We start from the raw sequence: 17457 nt of genomic DNA, 5'->3' as shown, positions 1-17457 counted from the left end.
GATTATATAATCACCGAGAAAAGTAGTAAAAAATTAATTAACGGAAAATTGTAATCGATTACATTATATAGGAGGATGTGATACATAAAAACGATAAAAATACTTCAGTATTTCTATCAATGGATTAAAAGTTACAACGATGAAAAGGGGGCAAGTCATGAAAAAGTTACTAAGTGTTTTTACTATGATTCTATTTATCACTAGCGTCGCACTTGTCGGCTGCGGCAAGAATAGCACAACTAGCAGCTCAAGCAAAGAGACAGAGAACACAAAAACAGAAGAAACAACCGCAAGTTCAGGCCCAATAACGATTAATCAAGATATACCCGATCAGGAAATTTTAAGTAAAGGTCCTAGTGGAGAAACCGCTGTTTCAGCAAAAACATTGCAGCTTACTGAAGAAGAGGTGCAAAAGATTAAAGAAGGCAATTACAAAGCTGCGATTGTTATGCACTATGCTGGTAATGACTGGGCAACCGCTCAAATCAATGGCTTAAAGGCAACTTTTGCAAAAATGGGGATTAAAGTCGTAGCCGTAACAGATGCTCAGTTCAAGGCTGAAAAACAAGTATCCGATATTGAAACTGTTTTAGCGAAAAAGCCGGATATTATCGTTGGGATCCCGGTAGACCCTGTTTCAACTGCATCAGCTTTTAAGAAAGCGGCAGATGCAGGCGTGAAAGTCGTGTTTATGGACAATAAACCAAAAGGACTGGAAGCCGGCAAGGATTATGTGAGCGTAGTTTCTGCAGACAACTATGGCAATGGCGTTCAAGCAGCCGAGATCATGGCGAAACAGCTTGGTGGAAAAGGAAAAATCGGTGTCATTTATCATGATGCAGATTATTTCGTGACCAAACAGCGTACAGAAGCCTTTGAAAAAACAATAAAAGAAAAATATCCAAAAATTAAAATCGTTGAACGCGGCGGTATCATTGGCCCTAACGATGGAGAAAAAGTAGCATCAGGTATGCTGACCAAAAATCGTGACCTTGATGGAATGTTTGTCGTTTGGGACGTTCCCGCTGAAGGTGCTTTAGCCGCAGCACGAACGGCAGGAAAGAAGGATTTTGTCATTACGACTATTGATTTAGGGACAAACGTTGCTTTAGACATTGCATCAAATGGTTTGATTAAAGGTCTAGGTGCTCAGCTGCCATATGACCAGGGGATTTCAGAAGCGATTTTAGCTGGTTATTCTTTACTTGGTAAGGAAGCACCTGCCTATGTAGCTGTCCCAGCGTTAAATGTAACGAAAGAAAACGTATTAGATGCATGGAAACTTGTTTACCACCAAGAGGCACCAAAGTCCATCCAAGGGGCAGCTAAATAATAAAAACACTATTATTATCTAAATCTATTATTGGAGGTTACTATGAAAAAACTTACTTTACTAATCGTAACGATACTCTTAATTAGCAGTTTGGCTCTTATGGGGTGTGGAAAACAAAGTTCAACTGCTTCAGGTAAGCAAAAAGAAGCATCAGTAAAAGTTACCTATCCTCTTACCATTAACCCTGAAATACCAAGCGATCAGAAAATTTTAAGTACAGGTCCAAATGGAGAAACAGCCACACCTGCAGCAACTTTGCAATTGTCTGAAGAGGACGTAAAAAAAATTAAAGAAGGTAAATTCAAAGCCGCTATTTCCATGCACTATGCAGGAAATGATTTCTCAACTGCCATCATCAATGGTGTAAAAGACACTTTTGAAAAAATGGGCATCAAAGTTGTGGCCGTTACGGATGCCCAATTCAAGCCTGAAAAACAAATTTCAGATATCGAAACCATCATGGCTAAAAAGCCAGATGTTATCGTATCTCTGCCGGTTGATCCTGTTGCTACTGCTCCCGCTTTTAAAAAGGCTGCGGAAGCCGGTGTAAAACTAGTCTTCATGGATAACGTACCAAAAGGGTTCAAAGCTGGAAAAGATTATGTCAGCGTTGTTTCATCAGATAACTATGGAAACGGTATCTTTGCCGGTGAAATTATGGGTGATGAACTAAAAGGAAAAGGGAAAATCGGTGTTATTTTCCACGATGTTAATTTCTTTGTAAATAACCAGCGTAAAGAAGCATTTGAGAAAACCATTAAAGAAAAATATCCAAATATTAAAATTGTTGCCCATGGTGGAATTATCACTCCTAACGATGCTGAAAAAGTAGCCTCAGGTATGTTAACAAAACACAAGGATTTAGATGGGATTTTTGCGATTTGGGATGTACCAGCGGAAGGAACACTTGCTGCGGCTCGTACAGCAGGGAAAAATGATTTAGTTATTACGACAGTTGATTTAGGAACAAATGTGGCGCTTCAAATTGCTTCTGGAGGAAATGTAAAAGGTCTTGGCGCACAGTTACCATATGAAAATGGAGCTGCGCAAGCTCTTGTTGCCGGATATTCATTACTTGGCAAGCAATTAGATCCATACTATGTTGTTCCATCGATGAAAGTTACAAAAGAAAACGTCTTAAAGGTTTGGAAAATGGCTTATCGTCAAGATGCCCCTGAAGTTATTCAAAAGGCAGCAAAATAGTCATCGCGTAACTAGTCAGAAAAGAGATTACAAACTTCCTAGAAAAGAAGTTAAATAGTGGCCGCTTTTACATGCGGCCCCTCTTTAAAATCCAGAGGAAGTGTACATAGACAAAATAGTGATAAGGAGATGTTCAAATGATTAAGTACTCTTACAACACGCTAGTATATGCAGGAGAAGATATTGAAACTAGTATTGCTAGACTCGCTAAATATGGTTATAACGGTGTGGAATTTGTAGGCGAGCCAGAGCAAATGGATGCAGACCGCATTAAAGGATTATTGGAAAAATATAATATTGAAGCTTCCACTATTTGTGCCATTTATAACGCTGAAAGAGATTTAGTTTCTAGTAAAGAAAATATTAGAAGAAATGCAGTCGAGTATTTAAAAAGCTGCGTTGATTTTGCCAGCAAAATCGGGGCAAAAGGAATCTCTCTCACTCCAACTGCTTGTATGAAAATTTATGGAGAGGCGGATCGAGAAACAGAATTGAAATGGGCTGAGGAAGGAATACGGGAAGCTGGTATTTATGCGGGAGAACATGGGGTTCGCTTAACGGTAGAAGCATGGAATCGTTATGAAAACTATCTAATCAATCGATTGGAGCAATCACTTGAGCTGGTCAATCGTGTAAATCTGCCAAGCGTAGGTGTGATGGGTGATACCTATCATATGAATATTGAAGAAGTCGATATTGCCGACACCATTAGAATGGTTGGAGAGAAATTATATCACCTTCACATCGCTGATAGTAATCGAGCGGCACCAGGACGTGGTCATATCGATTTTGAGCCAATCGCTCAGGCTTTACGTGATATTAATTATAGCGGTTATTTAACGATGGAGCTATTGCCTCCGTTTGCCGATCCTTTTAATGGCACTAGATGTGAAGAGTTTTATGATCAATACACTGAAGAGTCAATTAATTTCCTAAAAAACCTTTTTAAGGAGGAAAAATAAGATGGCACAAGATACAGTAGTAAACAATGAAAATTTAGAAGCTGGGTTTGATCAAAAAGTAATGAAAGCTGCCGTGTTATATGGTAAAGAGGATTTAAGATTAGAAGAAGTACCGGTTCCTGAACTTGGGGATAAGGATGTATTGATAAAAGTAAAATATACCGCAGTATGTGGTACTGATCCGCATATTTATGAAGGTCGTTTTCCAGCAAAACTTCCACTGATCTTAGGTCATGAATTTTCCGGTGAAGTGGCAAAGGTTGGTTCTAAAGTGAGCTTTGTACAGCCAGGTGATCGTGTAACTGCAGATATCAATATTAGCTGTGGTACATGCTATTATTGTCGCCATGGCCAAAAATTGCATTGTGAAAAAATAACTCAATTAGGGGTACACATTAACGGAGCATTTGCCGAATTTGTAAGAGTTCCAGAGAGTAATATTCATAAGTTGCCAGATTCTATGTCTTGGATCCATGGAGCCTATATTGAGCCATTAGCATGTGCAATCAGCGGTCAGGATAAAGTTAATGTCCAATACGGTGAAACAGTCGCGATTATTGGCGGAGGTCCAATGGGTATCGCTCATGCCTTACTTGCAAAATTGAAAGGTGCTAGTAAAGTAATCCTATCCGAACTAAATCCTGCGAGAATTGAATCAGCTAAAAATATTGGTGTTGATTATGTCATCAATGCAGGTGAAGAAGACCCGGTAGAAGCTGTTAAAAGATTAACAGACGGACGCGGTGCTGACGTTGTTATTGAAGCGGTAGGTTCTGCCTATACTTACGCGCAAACGTTTAAATTAGTGAGAAAAGGCGGAAAAATACTGGTTTTTGGAGCAGCCCCTGCAGATGTAACAATTCCTGTAAGTCCATTTGAAATTTACAGCCGTGAATTAACCATTGTTTCCTCCTATGCAGGAACATATGACACCTTCTCTAAAGCGATTGATTTAATCGCAAGCAAGCGTTTTGATCCAACTCCAATCTTCACAAATCATTTTGAATTTGCAGATGTGAAACACGGAATTGAAACGGCAGAGCATAATAAGGATATCCTTAAAACTGTAGTTAAAATCTCAGATTAATATATAGGTAGACAGAGTTCTCTACGGTTTATGTGGGAACTCTGATTTTTTCATAATCTAAGAGGTGAATTCAAATGTTCAAATATAGTGCCACACAATGGATATACGGAAATGAAAGTTTAGAAGATAGCTTAAAAAGGCTGAAGAAATATGGTTATCAAGGTGTCGAACTCGCTGGCGAGCCGTATACCATTGATATTGAGGAAACGAAAGAACTTTTAACAAAGTATGAACTTGAATGCAGTTCTATTTGTGGAATTTTTACCCCTGAAAGGGATCTTTCCTCATCAAACGACGAAATTAGAAAAAAGGCAGTCGAATATGTGAAAAGATCGGTTGATTTAGCGAAGACTTTACATGCATCAACTCTAATTGTCGTTCCTACTTGTGTTGGTAAACTTAGCCCAGAAACGACGCTTGAGGAAGAATGGAATAATGCCATTCAAAGTGTGAAAGAGGCGGGGCTGTATGCAAAGGAACAAGGAATCACCATAGCCATTGAAGCATTAAATCGTTATGAAACCTACTTAGTTAATAACCTAACCTTAGCCTTACGTTTTGTGGAGGAAGTGAATGTAGAAGGTGTAGGGATTATGGCGGATCTGTTCCACATGAGCATAGAGGAACGAGATATGAGGGATTCGATAATGAAGATTTCACGTTATCTTGCCCATGTCCACATCGCTGATAATACAAGGGAGGCAGCTGGACTAGGACAAACGAATTTTACACCAGTCATTTCACTGCTTAAAGAACTTGGTTATAAGGGTTATATCACGATGGAGTTCTTGCCAGCCGTGTCAAACCCATATGTGGCTTCAGGACTTCAAGGGGAATCCAATATTTTTGATGAGTTCACGAAACAATCTATCGAACATATGTTAGAAATCGTTGAAACGATAAAGTAAAAAGGTGGAATTATAGATGATTATCATTCATGCGCATTTTAAAGTCGATCTACAAAATCGTCAAGCATTCTTAGACCAGGCAAACCTAGTAGCGGAACCATCTCAAGCCGAAGAAGGCAATATCAGCTATGAATATTTTGAAAATCCAATACAGCCAAATACCTTTGTGTTTGTAGAAAAGTGGCAGGATCATGCGGCAATTAACGTTCACGAAGCAACCGCTCATTTCCAAAACTTCGTTAATTTAGTCCCTGGAATATTAAGTGAACCAATCCAAGTACAACTTTTCGATGCAAGAGAAATAAAAGGTTAATTGAGGGGACAGCCCCCCTAAATCTATTCAAAACGCAGCTAAGTGCGTAACAGATCTAGAGAGATAGCCATTTGGCTATCTCTTATTTTTATACTAAAACATACTTTTTTTGTTCCAATGAATGACTTGATTGTTTGAATGAAAAAAATAAGCAGTTGAACGGACGAAAACTATGTCTGAAATCGATTAGACGACCATTATGTAATCGAATACAATTTTAATAGAAAATTGTCAGAAATTATATAAAATTGGAATAATGTTGCCTTATCGAAAGTAGCTTTATGATTAATGTAATCACTTTTTTGGAGGGATCCTATGCGATTAGTTTATTTTCTATTTGTTTTTATATTAATGGTAAGTGGTTGTGAAACGGATCATTCTTCCAAGGAAGTGATCTATATTGATAAAGACAAAGAAACAAAAGATAAACAAATAGAAAATCCTATTAAACGTCACACAGTTGCATTAGTTCCAAGATTTACAGGTAATTCATCCTATTATGATGCAGCTGAAAAAGGAGCTAAGGAAGCAGCTGAACAATTAGGCATTAACTTAATATTTACAGGTGCGAAAGTAGATGATGTAAATAAACAGTCAGAAGTAATTGAAGGATTGATAGATAAAAAAGTTGATGTCATTGCCGTTTCTGCAACCGACCCATTTAAGTTGTTACCTGTATTAAACAAAGCTCGTCAAAAAGGAATCAAGGTTATCACCTGGGATTCTGATACAGATTCAACAGGAAGGGATTTTTATGTGAATGTCGTAAGGCCCGACACCTTAGGAACTACTTTAATGAATAACTTGGCAGCACGTTTAAATGAAAAAGGGGAATATGGGATAATTACAAACAGCTATTCCGCTTCTAATACAACAGACTGGATCAAATGGATGAAAATCCAACAAGAAAAATACTATTCAAAATTAAAGTTAGATAGCATTATGGTCAATGACAATAGTTATGATATTTCTTATCAAAATACTAAATTACTTTTGGGAAAATATCCAAATTTATCTGCAATCGTAAGTGTAAGTCCATTAGCTACTCCTGCTATTACCAAGGCTGTTATAGAAGCAAATAGAATGGATGTCGAAGTTTTGGGGCTCTCGTTACCTAATGACATGAGGAAATATATTATGGCAGGAGATATAGAGGATATTATACTCTGGAGTCCCAAAAAGCTGGGGTACCTAACAGTTGCATTAGCGGAGAACTTACTAAATGGCCAATTTCCTACTGATCAACAAGAAATCCCTAATATAGGAAGCATAAGGGTGGAAGATAATGAAGTTATTATGGGAGAACCTATTCTTTTTACGAAGGAAAATATTAACCAATTTGATTTTTAAAATGTTTCGTTCTCGATGGTGGAGTCCCAAAAATTATCAACTTAGAATGAGGCTCATTATAACGTATATTTTATTAACCTTAATACCGATAACGGTGCTGGTTTACTTTTCTTATTATCAATATACCAAATTAATTGAAGAGCAAGTGGGGGAAAATGTTCCGAAGATTTTAGATCAGATGAATAAAAATATTGATAATCAAATGTCCGAATTGGAAAATTTACCCGAACTTCTGTATAACTCAAACGATGTTATATCAGTATTGAGAAAAGATACCTATATTAATCAATCGGCCTTACAAATAGATTACTACAAAGTGAACATTTATCTTTCTAATACATATTTAACAGATATAAGTCCTGTATTAGGTGTGTTTTTATGGTCAAAAGATCGTTTCTTTTCTAGTACGTTACTCCCTTATTCTGGATTTAAAAAAATACCATCTTTTAAAGGAAACGAATCGATTATTTTACAGGATGAAGTAGACCTTCGTTTTAAGAGCAAACCCTCATTTTTTCTAATGACCAACAAGATTAAGGATTTTGAAAATCGGAAGGATATCGGAACATTAGCCATTGCTGTTAATTTATCTTTTATTGAGAATACTCTAAAGGATATAAATAAGCAGAATGAAGCGCAATTGTTGTTAATGAGTAAGAAGGGAAAAATCATCTATCATTCGGATCCTACACAAATTGGAAAGGTCGAAGACATAACTAATTATCCTACCTTAAATGGAAGTTTTAGCGCCAATTCCAACGGTGAAAAACAACTTATTAGTTTAAGTAAATCAGAGAAAATGGATTGGGTAATCGTTTATAAAATTCCTATGAAATATTTAACTGAAAAGGCTGATGTCATTAAAAGTGTAACGCTTGTGTTTTTTGTGGTTATAAGTTTGGGAACTGTTGTTATTTCTATCTTTACGGCATGGGGAGTAAGTCGTCCCATTTATAAGCTTAGTAGATTAATGAAAGATGTAGAAAAGGGGAATTTTAATGTTGATCTTAAAGTAGATTCAAAAGATGAGATCGGAATATTAGCTCAAAGCTTTAATTCCATGGTATCCAAAATCCGGGAGCTCATTAAACAGAATTTCCATATTGAAATACGTCAAAAACAAGCGGAATTATATGCGCTTCAATCACAAATTAATCCACATTTTATGTACAACACGTTGGAATCCATAAGTATGACGATCGATGATGATACCGTTAGTGAAATGGTCACTTTATTAGGAAGGATGCTGCGATTTTCGTTAGAAAATAAGAATCGGATTGTTCCTTTTCAAAAGGAAGTTGAACATATTGAGAATTATTTAACTATCCAAAAATTCCGTTTTGAGGATCGACTGAGTTTTAGTATCGAATCGGATATTAATTTACATCAATTATACTCACCTAAGTTCATTTTACAGCCTATTATAGAAAATTCCATTAAGCATGGTCTCGAAGCCCGGAGAGGAATGTTTACTATTAGGGTGTATATAAGTAAGGTTCCTGGGATATATCCAGGTACTGAAGATGTAATCATAAGGGTCGAAGATAACGGGATAGGAATTGATGGAAAAACACAGCAAGAGATCAATAGTCTATTAAAATCTGACCCTATTGGCAGACGTGATTCGGGCTTTGGGATGATTAACGTGCATGCTAGAATCTTAATGTTGTTTGGTGAAAAATATGGACTTACCGTTGAAAGTGAAAATGGAACTGTTATAATCATCCGTTTTCCAGTTATAGAAGGAGATGAAGCAGTAAAAAAATATGAGAGAAAAGAGGATTACATCCATGAATAAAATAAAAACAATCATTGTAGATGACGAAGCAAAAATTCGTAATGGTATGGAACGTTTATTACACAGGGATGGGGATCATTGGGATATTGTTGGGATATTTTCTGATGGTATTGAAGTTATCGAATTTTTAAAGGGCAATCAAATTGATTTCGATTTATTGATTACAGATGTAAAGATGCCAGAAATGGATGGTCTAACACTAATAAATGAAATCAAAAATATAAACAGGGATAGCAATTTTTCAACCATCATTGTAAGCGGTTACGATGATTTTCGGCTTGTACAATCTGCTATTCGGGAGGGAGCGCTTGATTATATTTTAAAACCGATTGACCGCAAACAATTTTTTGAGGTGCTTCAAAAAGTAAAAAAACGTATTGATGAGTTAAGATCAACAATGCATAAATGGAAAGATTTAATAAAGCAATCCGATATGCTGACCTTAACAAAACAGACTCAGCTTTTAAGTGAAGCCGTTTCATCTGAAAAAGAAGACATTGCCACAATGTATTGGATTAAGGATTTCCCCGATGGATTATATCAAGCTTTTTTTATTAGTGTTGATGAGTTTCCGTCTAAGTCGAGTGAATATTCTAATGAGGACTGGGGAGCTTTTGCCTATGCGGTTGAAAATATTTTGGATGAAGTAGTAATGGAATATAAAAATTCAAAACATGAATCGCAGGGATGGTGGTGGAGGGATGGCGGATTACATTTTTGGGTGCTGCTTTATAGCGCTCGTAAAGAGTATGAGGATTTTATTGTAGCAGGAGATTCTTTTTCGAGAAAACTTAAATTATGCCTAAATAAGTATACTCCTTTTAGCTTTTCAAGTGCTCAAAGTAACCCCTTTGAAGATTTATTTGTACTGCCGGAAATGAAAAAACAACTACACTCTTTAATTCGGATGAGAATGATTTATGGTGGGAACCAAGTTTATTCCTTTCGCTTACTTCACAAATTGAAAGACACTGATGATCATCATTTGGTTGCTGCTAATAACATGAAGGAATTCGCAAGTAAACTTACAACAATGCTTGGACGGTCAGACACACCTAAAATAGATAAGGAAATAAGCGAGTTATTTAATAAAATTAAAAAGTTACGTTCCCCGATTGAAATCCAACATGCCATAGAGTACTTGATCATTTATATGTTCAAAGTAAATTTGGAAGAAACTGAACCAGGATTAAGCCTAAAAGATTTGGATGAAATATTACAAGCTATAAAAACCGAGTCTAATATGAATAAGCTAGAAAAACTAGTAAAACAAACTTTTATCAACATTCATCAAAAACAACTTGATTATAACCAAGATCCTGCACTTACTCCAATCATGAAGGCGAAAAAATGGATATACGAGAATCTGAGTAAAAAGATTACCCTTCGAGACATATCTGATTATATTTATATGAATCCCACTTATTTTTGTCAGTATTTTAAGAAACAAACTGGCAAAACCGTATTTGATTACATTACAGATCTTCGGTTGGAAACAGCTAAGGAATTGCTTCTCGAACAAGATTTAAAAGTGATTGATATCGCTCAGTTAGTAGGGTATCAAGATCCTAAGTATTTTAGCCGTTTGTTTAAGCAAAAATGGGGAAGTCTTCCTTCTGAATTTAAGAAGAAATATAAAGCTATCTATTAAAACGTAAACTCCTTTCGTCATACTTATTTTACTTTAAATTACTTACCGCCTCAAGGTTACAATATTCGGGTAAAGTGGGCAATCCTCATATTATCTGTTTGTTGAAACCCATATTTCCAAATTATTATTATGAATCGCTTTGGAATAAACAAAAGGGAGAAAAAAGTAGTGAAATCATTAAGAGGCAATGCGTTTTTAATTTTAGTAATTGCTTTATTATTTGTATCGGCATGTGAGAGAAATGTAAAGAGAAATGCTAATCCAGTAAATAAAGAAATAGAGACAAACGTAAGATATAATAATTCGTCAAAAAAGGCTAAAAAGCCCATTGACTTTGGCATGTTTTGTGGAGAAATGTGTCAAGAATCTTTGACTATACAGGCACCTGGGGACTCTATTAAAGGTAAAGTCGGCCTTATTGTTTCAGGCTTTTTTCCATATGGTTTAGGGACAAGAGTAATGGCTGCAGAAGCAGCGAGAAAGTATTTTCCTAAAATTGAGCTTATCATTGGTAACGGGGATAGTAACCCAGTTATTCAATCCTCTATAGTAGATGATTTTATTTCGAAAAAAGTAAATATTATTGTGATTGATTTAGTAGAAAAAGATGCAGTAAATCCAGCGTTAGAACGTGCTAAGGAGGCAGGAATACCCATTATTACAATCGATAGATGGACACCGGTTGGTGTATTAACGCTCATAAAGGCAGATGACGTTGAAGTAGGCAGGAAAGCAGGGCAATATATAGTGAATTTGTTAAAAGGGCAAGGTAATGTAATTGAATTGAAAGGTACAGCTGCTTCTACTACAACGATTGATCGTCACAAAGGGATTATAGAAGCTTTAAACGGGTTTAATGGTATACAAATCATGGATAGTATAAATGCTGATTTCTCGGCAGATAAAGCCCAACAAATGATGGAAGGCATTTTACAGCGGTATCCTAGAGGACAAATAAATGCTGTAGTTTCTCATGCTGACGTAATGACTATGGGGGCAATAAAAGCAATTAAAGAAGCTGGAAGAGAAAATGAAATAGTAGTAGTAAGTGTTGATGGACAAAATTTGGCATTGGAAGCCATTGAATCAGGCGCCATTGATGCGACCGTAGCTTATCCTATCGTCATGCCAATGGGTATATTTGCAGCGGCTAAAACCTTAGCAGGGGAACCCATTCCTGAATTTATTGAATTAGAAGCTCCCTTAATTACTAAAGAAAATGTTGCTTTCTACAAGGGCAAAACGGGTTACTAATTCAAGAGTAGTAACCTTATGATAATTTTAACTTATTAAAAAGGGAATCCATCTTCATTGGTAAGGGATTCCCTTTTTGTATTTAAGGAAATTTGTAGTTCTTGGCCTATTTTAATTGCAATTTTTCACAGTTTTTAAACTTATAAGAATATTACCCCCCTTACCTAAATATCGTCACCTTGTTAGGGCTTTCATTATGGGATATATTTTGAACAAGGAAATGCTAATAACTTAAAAATAAACAAGAAAAGGGGATTAACAGCAAAAAATAAATTGTTTATTTGAGAAAAAGGAGATGACTAGAGACAGAAATATAACTACTAGAATGGTTGCTTCTTTCCTTTTAGGGATAAGGAGACTTTCCAAAAGTTAATAGTTGTATCATGGTTGCAAGATCAAAATTGGTATTAGATAGGAGTGAGATAACAAATGGTAGTGGATGACGATCAAGTGCTTATTTCTTTAACCGGAATAACTAAGGAATTCCCCGGTGTAAAGGCTCTCGATGGTGTTTCTCTTGATGTACGCAAAGGAGAAGTGCTTGCGTTAGTTGGAGAAAATGGTGCAGGCAAGTCAACTCTAATTAAGATTCTTTCAGGGTTATACCAAAAGACCAGTGGAGAGATTCGAGTAAAGGGAAAAGTTGTTGAAATAAAAGACATTAAACATGCTCAGGAACTTGGGGTCAGTACCATTTTTCAGGAGCCAACTCTTGCACCAGATTTAACTGCAGTCCAGAATCTATACCTTGGCAAGGAAATCGTTAAGGGACGTGGATTGCAATCGATGGATGAAAACGCCATGTATGAGGAAACTGAAAAGCTATATCGAAAATTCTTTCCTACTGTAGAGGATCTACATGTGCCAGTTAAAGAACTTGGTGCATTGAAAAACCGGGTAATCGAAATTGTGAAAGCGATTTCGGTTCAAGCTTCAGTGGTCATTATGGATGAGCCAACAGCACAGCTTGCTGATCATGAAAGGGAAGTGTTATTTGATTTCATTCGAAATTTGAAGGAACAGGGCGTTTCAGTCATATACGTATCTCACCACCTGCGTGAGTTGTTCCTGCTTGCTGATCGTATGACCATCATGCGTGATGGAAAAAATGTTGCCACCGTGAATAAGAGCGATACAAATATTGATGAAATCGTTGCAATGATGGTTGGCCGAGAGGTAGACAATTATATTGTTAAAAAGCAAGTGCCATTCGGTGAGGAAGTATTGCGGGTAACCGACTTAAATCGTCAAGGTATTTTGAAAGACATTAACTTCAATCTCCGCAAGGGAGAAATTGTAGGGATCGCCGGACTTGCCGGATCAGGCAGAACGGAGACGTTACGGGCTGTTGTAGGTGCAGATCCGATCCATTCAGGGCAAGTGGAAATCGAAGGAAAGTCATACAGAATACGGTCTCCAAAGGATGCCATAAAAGCTGGTATTGGTCTTCTTCCGGAGAATCGAAAAACGCACGGTGCATTAATCGAACTTTCGGTTAAGCATAACATTACGATGGCCTCCATGGAGAGAATTTTAGCCAATAAGGTTGTGCTTAAGAAAAAGAAAGAGTCAGAAATAGCCAAAGATTATATTCAGCGTCTGCGGATAAAAACGCCTACAGATACTCAAAAGGTAAAGTTTTTGAGTGGTGGGAACCAGCAGAAAGTAATTCTGGCAAAATGGCTCTTCACACAACCAAAGGTGTTAATCTTTGATGAACCAACCCAAGGTATTGATGTTGGGGCAAAAGTGGAAGTTTACAACCTCATATCCGAGTTTGTCGAAAATGGAGGAGGGGTTCTCCTGGTTTCTTCCGAACTGCCTGAGCTGATGGGGCTGTGTGATCGCATCTATGTCATGCACAAAGGGCAATTTGTTCGAGAGTTTTCACGTGAGGAAGCTACAGAAGAGAATATTATGATGTACGCTTCGGGAGGTCATACATGATGAATGCTAAAGAAATGACTATTTCCAAGAATCCGCTATCTATTTTTAAACGGGAAGGTATCGGAGTATTATTGATTCTTTTACTAATGTTGATCTTTTTATCGATCACATCCCCGACCTTCCTTACAGCTGAGAATATTTCAAACTTGCTATTGCAATCTGTATTTGTGATGATTGTTGCTTTTGGAACTATGTTTGTTCTATCTATGGGAGGCATCGATCTCTCGGTGGGATCCGTTCTGGGTCTTTGCGGAGGTATCACGGGATGGTTGATGATGCACGGTACAAACGCGTTTATCGCTATTTTGTCCGGATTAATCTTGGGTGCCTTAATCGGCACATTTAACGGTTTCATCATCACGAGACTTCGTATATCACCATTTTTGGCCACCTTCGCTATGCTCTATATAGCTCGCGGACTATTATTTCTATTAACGTCTGATGAGCCAATTAGAAATTTAACGTCACCTGGATTTAAGTTTCTGGCCCAGGGAAGTTTACTAGGAATACCTATGGCTGTTTTGATAACGGTTATAGTTCTTATTATCTGTCATTTTGTCTTTCATTCAACCGGCTTTGGTCGTAAAGTTATCGCAGTAGGATCTAACAGGGAAGCATCACATCTATCGGGGATCCACACGGAAAGTATCAAAATTCGCGTATATGCACTATCAGGCTTACTTGCTGCGGTTGCTGGCATCTTGTTAACTTCACGTCTTACTTCCGTACAGCCGTTAATGGGTACTTCCTATGAACTGGATGCTATCGCTGCTGCAGTTATTGGAGGAACCAGTATGTTTGGAGGAAAAGGGAACGTAGTTGGTGTCGCCGGAGGTGCCATTATACTTGCCCTTGTATCCAATGGATTGGATCTTTTAGCCGTCAACCAGTTCTATCGTTTAATCATCACCGGCTTGATTATCGTGACGGCAGTAGGCGCAGAACGTTTTACAGCGGTGAAAACGAATTAATCCGAGTTATCCCATAAATAAAGTAGCACTTAATGAAGGAGGGTACGAAATTGGCAAATAATAGTCAAGAACCGATTATCCATTCTCAGCCAGGCATATCTCCAATTTCTCAAAAGAAATTGAGAATGGATCGACAAATCATCGGGCTTATTGCTTTCTTAGCGATCATCATTATCGTCATGTCATTTGCCTCTGAACGATTTTTAAGCTATATCAATCTAACGAATGTGCTGCAGCAATCCGCATTCGTCATGATATTGGCGTTTGGTATGACATATGTTCTATCTACAGGTGGTATTGATTTATCAGTTGGATCGATCGTCGGTGTTTCTGGTGGTATGACTGCTTGGTTACTTTTCAATGACGTAAACATTGTATTAGCTATTATCGTTGGTTTGTGTGTCGGCCTAATTATTGGTATCGTGAATGGACTCGTCATTACGAAATTAGGAGTTTCGCCATTTATTGCCACACTATCCATGATGGTTATTGTCAGAGGTATTCTCTATGTTTGGACTGAGGCGATACCATTCCGAAATTATATGAAAAGTGGTTTTGAATTCCTTGGACAAGGGCGAATCTTGAATGTGCAGTTCCCTATCATACTAGCGTTAATCCTATTCATTGTTCTTCTATTTGTCTATCGGAAGATGCGGTTCGGCCGTCACGTCCTGGCACTTGGAAGTAGTGAGGAAGCGGTGAGGGTATCTGGTATTAAAGTAGATTTATTACGAATTAAGGTCTATGCCTTATCAGGATTCATCGCTGCCATAGTAGGTATTGTCCTTGCTTCCCGTCTGGCCACTGTTCACCCGGAAATGGGTAAGAACTACGAGTTAACAGCAATTGCTGCTGCAATCATCGGAGGTACAAGTTTGACAGGCGGTAAAGGAAGTCTAATTGGAACGGTATTCGGGGCTATTATTTTATCTCTAATCAATAATTCTTTGAATCTATTAAATGTAGATCCATATTGGGAAACGATGGTTATTGGTGCCATTATTCTTGTAGCTGTAACAATTAATACATTGGGTGGAAAAGGAGAAAAAAGTTCTTAAACCTAAAGGGAATTATAAAAATGCTTGATTTAAAGGAGGTGAATAGTGTCTATTCTTAGTCATGAAATAATAGTGAATACTCTACAAATAATGTTTTAGAAAATTTAGGGGAGGTTCAAGCACATGTCATTTAGAAAAATGTCAATGAAACTGTTAATCATCTTCGTCCTCATTGCATCTCTGATTATGTCAGGTTGTAAAAGTAAAAATGAGACCGCTTCCTCATCGGGTACTGCTTCTAGCGGTACCGCTTATCAATGGGGCGATGGGAATTTTGAGAAGTTTGTGAGGGAACAAGCAAAAGGAAAAACACTCAAAATTGGATTTACACCTCCAGCAGCTTCAGAATTTTACGATATTATACAGCATGGGGCCAACACCATGATGAATGAATTAAGTGATCGATTCGGTGTGAAAATTGAATTTGAGATGTCTGCACCAAGTGAGCATCAATCCGTGGAATCTCAAGTTGCAACCATTGAAAACTGGACTTCTAAAGGTTTTGATGCGATTTTAGTTAGCTCCGCAGGCGATTTTGATTCCATGAATGCTGTCTATGAGAAAGCAATGAAACAGGGAACATCCATCTTTATGTTCAACATGCCAGCTGAGATGTGGGATGAAAAGGATCTAAAAGCAACATCGGTTATCAGCTATAACAATCATTATCAGGCTGGATATTTGGTCGGGCAGTATGCTGCGAAAAAACTTAAAGGCAAAGGGAAGGTCCTGTTGGTTTGGGGATTACCAGGTCACTGGTCCACCTCACGTAAAGCTGGATTTCTCGAGGCTATAAAGAAATATCCTGATATGAAAGTTGTGGGAGAACAGCGTGGTGATTATGTTCGTGACAAAGGAATGCAGGCTGCAGAGAATTTGATCCAAGCACATCCTGATGTGGATTTGATTTATGGAGAAAATGAGGAAATGGCGCTTGGAGCTGTACAAGCAGTGGAAGCACGCGGCTTGAAATTCTGGGATGGTAAAAAGGGTATTATGGTAATCGGAGCTGACGGTCTTCAATCAGGTTTTGATTCTATCCGTGAAGGAAAGTTGACAGCTACAGTTAATGTTGGTCCTGTTGACATGGGACGTGAGTTTATTAAATCGGTTTTCATGACTAAAATATTAGGATATAGCATTGATAAAATTCAGAATGTTCCGACTGTTATTGTGGATAAAACAAATGTAGATGCCGTTGAAGCCTACACAACGTGGGCACTTAAATCAGAATTTAAATAAAACAGTGGTCTCTTAATAACGAAAGAATCACTGATTAATTAAAAAAATATTGAGAGGGGAATAAACAAAATGATTTCAGAAAAAGCGTTAAAATGGCTGCCTGACAGGTTTGAAAAGTTAATCCGTTATGGAGAATTCCAGGGACCTGGTGAAACGATCACGAATGAAGAGTACAAAGCCCGCGTTGAAATAGCGAAACAGAAGATTGTCGATGAAGGTTTAGATGCTTTAATCGTATTCGGGGACTGTTACCGAATGTCGAATATCCGTTGGTTGGTAAATTATCGGACAATCGATGGGGTGTATCCTCAACCGATGTTGATGTACTTGGTGCCTGACCGTGACCCTGTTTTCTTCCTTCCAAGCAGTGAAATTCCTTC

At 37.6% G+C, this 17457-nt stretch carries 15 protein-coding genes; all 15 read left to right on the top strand.

What is annotated here, in order from left to right:
- Positions 1-157 precede the first annotated feature (157 nt).
- A complete protein-coding gene (locus AB7942_RS04895) occupies positions 158-1333 on the top strand; it encodes a substrate-binding domain-containing protein (protein ID WP_369446026.1) in 1176 nt (391 codons plus the stop codon).
- Between the two features lie 42 nt (positions 1334-1375).
- Positions 1376-2536 carry a substrate-binding domain-containing protein gene (locus AB7942_RS04890; protein ID WP_369446025.1) on the top strand — a complete coding sequence of 387 codons (1161 nt, stop codon included), beginning with the start codon at positions 1376-1378 and terminating at the stop codon, positions 2534-2536.
- Between the two features lie 137 nt (positions 2537-2673).
- Complete coding sequence (locus tag AB7942_RS04885) at positions 2674-3498, top strand: sugar phosphate isomerase/epimerase family protein (protein WP_088089829.1); 825 nt, start codon at positions 2674-2676, stop codon at positions 3496-3498.
- A gap of 1 nt (position 3499) precedes the next feature.
- Positions 3500-4585: a zinc-dependent alcohol dehydrogenase gene (locus tag AB7942_RS04880; RefSeq protein WP_088089828.1), complete on the top strand. Its 1086-nt coding sequence runs from the start codon at positions 3500-3502 to the stop codon at positions 4583-4585.
- A 74-nt stretch (positions 4586-4659) separates the two neighbouring features.
- Positions 4660-5493: a TIM barrel protein gene (locus AB7942_RS04875; RefSeq protein WP_369446024.1), complete on the top strand. Its 834-nt coding sequence runs from the start codon at positions 4660-4662 to the stop codon at positions 5491-5493.
- A 16-nt stretch (positions 5494-5509) separates the two neighbouring features.
- Positions 5510-5806: a putative quinol monooxygenase gene (locus AB7942_RS04870; RefSeq protein WP_369446023.1), complete on the top strand. Its 297-nt coding sequence runs from the start codon at positions 5510-5512 to the stop codon at positions 5804-5806.
- Positions 5807-6121: 315 nt separating this feature from the next.
- Positions 6122-7156: an autoinducer 2 ABC transporter substrate-binding protein gene (locus AB7942_RS04865; RefSeq protein WP_369446022.1), complete on the top strand. Its 1035-nt coding sequence runs from the start codon at positions 6122-6124 to the stop codon at positions 7154-7156.
- Positions 7092-8954: a sensor histidine kinase gene (locus AB7942_RS04860; protein WP_369446021.1), complete on the top strand. Its 1863-nt coding sequence runs from the start codon at positions 7092-7094 to the stop codon at positions 8952-8954. Before AB7942_RS04865 ends, AB7942_RS04860 begins: the two co-directional genes overlap by 65 nt.
- Positions 8947-10605 carry a response regulator transcription factor gene (locus tag AB7942_RS04855; RefSeq protein WP_369446020.1) on the top strand — a complete coding sequence of 553 codons (1659 nt, stop codon included), beginning with the start codon at positions 8947-8949 and terminating at the stop codon, positions 10603-10605. The genes AB7942_RS04860 and AB7942_RS04855 overlap by 8 nt, the downstream gene beginning before the upstream one ends.
- A 168-nt stretch (positions 10606-10773) precedes the next feature.
- Positions 10774-11859 carry a substrate-binding domain-containing protein gene (locus AB7942_RS04850; protein WP_369446019.1) on the top strand — a complete coding sequence of 362 codons (1086 nt, stop codon included), beginning with the start codon at positions 10774-10776 and terminating at the stop codon, positions 11857-11859.
- Positions 11860-12288: 429 nt separating this feature from the next.
- On the top strand, positions 12289-13806 hold the full coding sequence (locus AB7942_RS04845) for a sugar ABC transporter ATP-binding protein (RefSeq protein ID WP_369446018.1): 1518 nt from the start codon (positions 12289-12291) through the stop codon (positions 13804-13806).
- Positions 13803-14777 carry an ABC transporter permease gene (locus tag AB7942_RS04840; protein WP_369446017.1) on the top strand — a complete coding sequence of 325 codons (975 nt, stop codon included), beginning with the start codon at positions 13803-13805 and terminating at the stop codon, positions 14775-14777. Before AB7942_RS04845 ends, AB7942_RS04840 begins: the two co-directional genes overlap by 4 nt.
- Positions 14778-14827: 50 nt before the next feature.
- Positions 14828-15835 (top strand): ABC transporter permease, encoded by a 1008-nt coding sequence (locus AB7942_RS04835; RefSeq protein WP_369446016.1) that lies wholly within the window; start codon positions 14828-14830, stop codon positions 15833-15835.
- Between the two features lie 123 nt (positions 15836-15958).
- Positions 15959-17077 (top strand): sugar ABC transporter substrate-binding protein, encoded by a 1119-nt coding sequence (locus AB7942_RS04830; protein ID WP_369446015.1) that lies wholly within the window; start codon positions 15959-15961, stop codon positions 17075-17077.
- A 69-nt stretch (positions 17078-17146) separates the two neighbouring features.
- The coding region (locus AB7942_RS04825; RefSeq protein WP_369446014.1) for a hypothetical protein at positions 17147-17457 on the top strand (311 nt) is incomplete at its 3' end.

Source organism: Neobacillus sp. BF23-41 (genome assembly GCF_041106275.1).
Note: the sequence above shows the minus strand (reverse complement) of the source record. Positions and strands in the feature narration are given on the sequence as shown.

Bases quoted from the DNA above. Each gene is read 5' to 3' on its own strand.
- AB7942_RS04895 (WP_369446026.1), top strand. From the start codon at position 158: ATGAAAAAGTTACTAAGTGTTTTTACTATGATTCTATTTATCACTAGC.
- AB7942_RS04890 (WP_369446025.1), top strand. From the start codon at position 1,376: ATGAAAAAACTTACTTTACTAATCGTAACGATACTCTTAATTAGCAGT.
- AB7942_RS04885 (WP_088089829.1), top strand. From the start codon at position 2,674: ATGATTAAGTACTCTTACAACACGCTAGTATATGCAGGAGAAGATATT.
- AB7942_RS04880 (WP_088089828.1), top strand. From the start codon at position 3,500: ATGGCACAAGATACAGTAGTAAACAATGAAAATTTAGAAGCTGGGTTT.
- AB7942_RS04875 (WP_369446024.1), top strand. From the start codon at position 4,660: ATGTTCAAATATAGTGCCACACAATGGATATACGGAAATGAAAGTTTA.
- AB7942_RS04870 (WP_369446023.1), top strand. From the start codon at position 5,510: ATGATTATCATTCATGCGCATTTTAAAGTCGATCTACAAAATCGTCAA.
- AB7942_RS04865 (WP_369446022.1), top strand. From the start codon at position 6,122: ATGCGATTAGTTTATTTTCTATTTGTTTTTATATTAATGGTAAGTGGT.
- AB7942_RS04860 (WP_369446021.1), top strand. From the start codon at position 7,092: ATGAAGTTATTATGGGAGAACCTATTCTTTTTACGAAGGAAAATATTA.
- AB7942_RS04855 (WP_369446020.1), top strand. From the start codon at position 8,947: ATGAATAAAATAAAAACAATCATTGTAGATGACGAAGCAAAAATTCGT.
- AB7942_RS04845 (WP_369446018.1), top strand. From the start codon at position 12,289: ATGGTAGTGGATGACGATCAAGTGCTTATTTCTTTAACCGGAATAACT.
- AB7942_RS04840 (WP_369446017.1), top strand. From the start codon at position 13,803: ATGATGAATGCTAAAGAAATGACTATTTCCAAGAATCCGCTATCTATT.
- AB7942_RS04830 (WP_369446015.1), top strand. From the start codon at position 15,959: ATGTCATTTAGAAAAATGTCAATGAAACTGTTAATCATCTTCGTCCTC.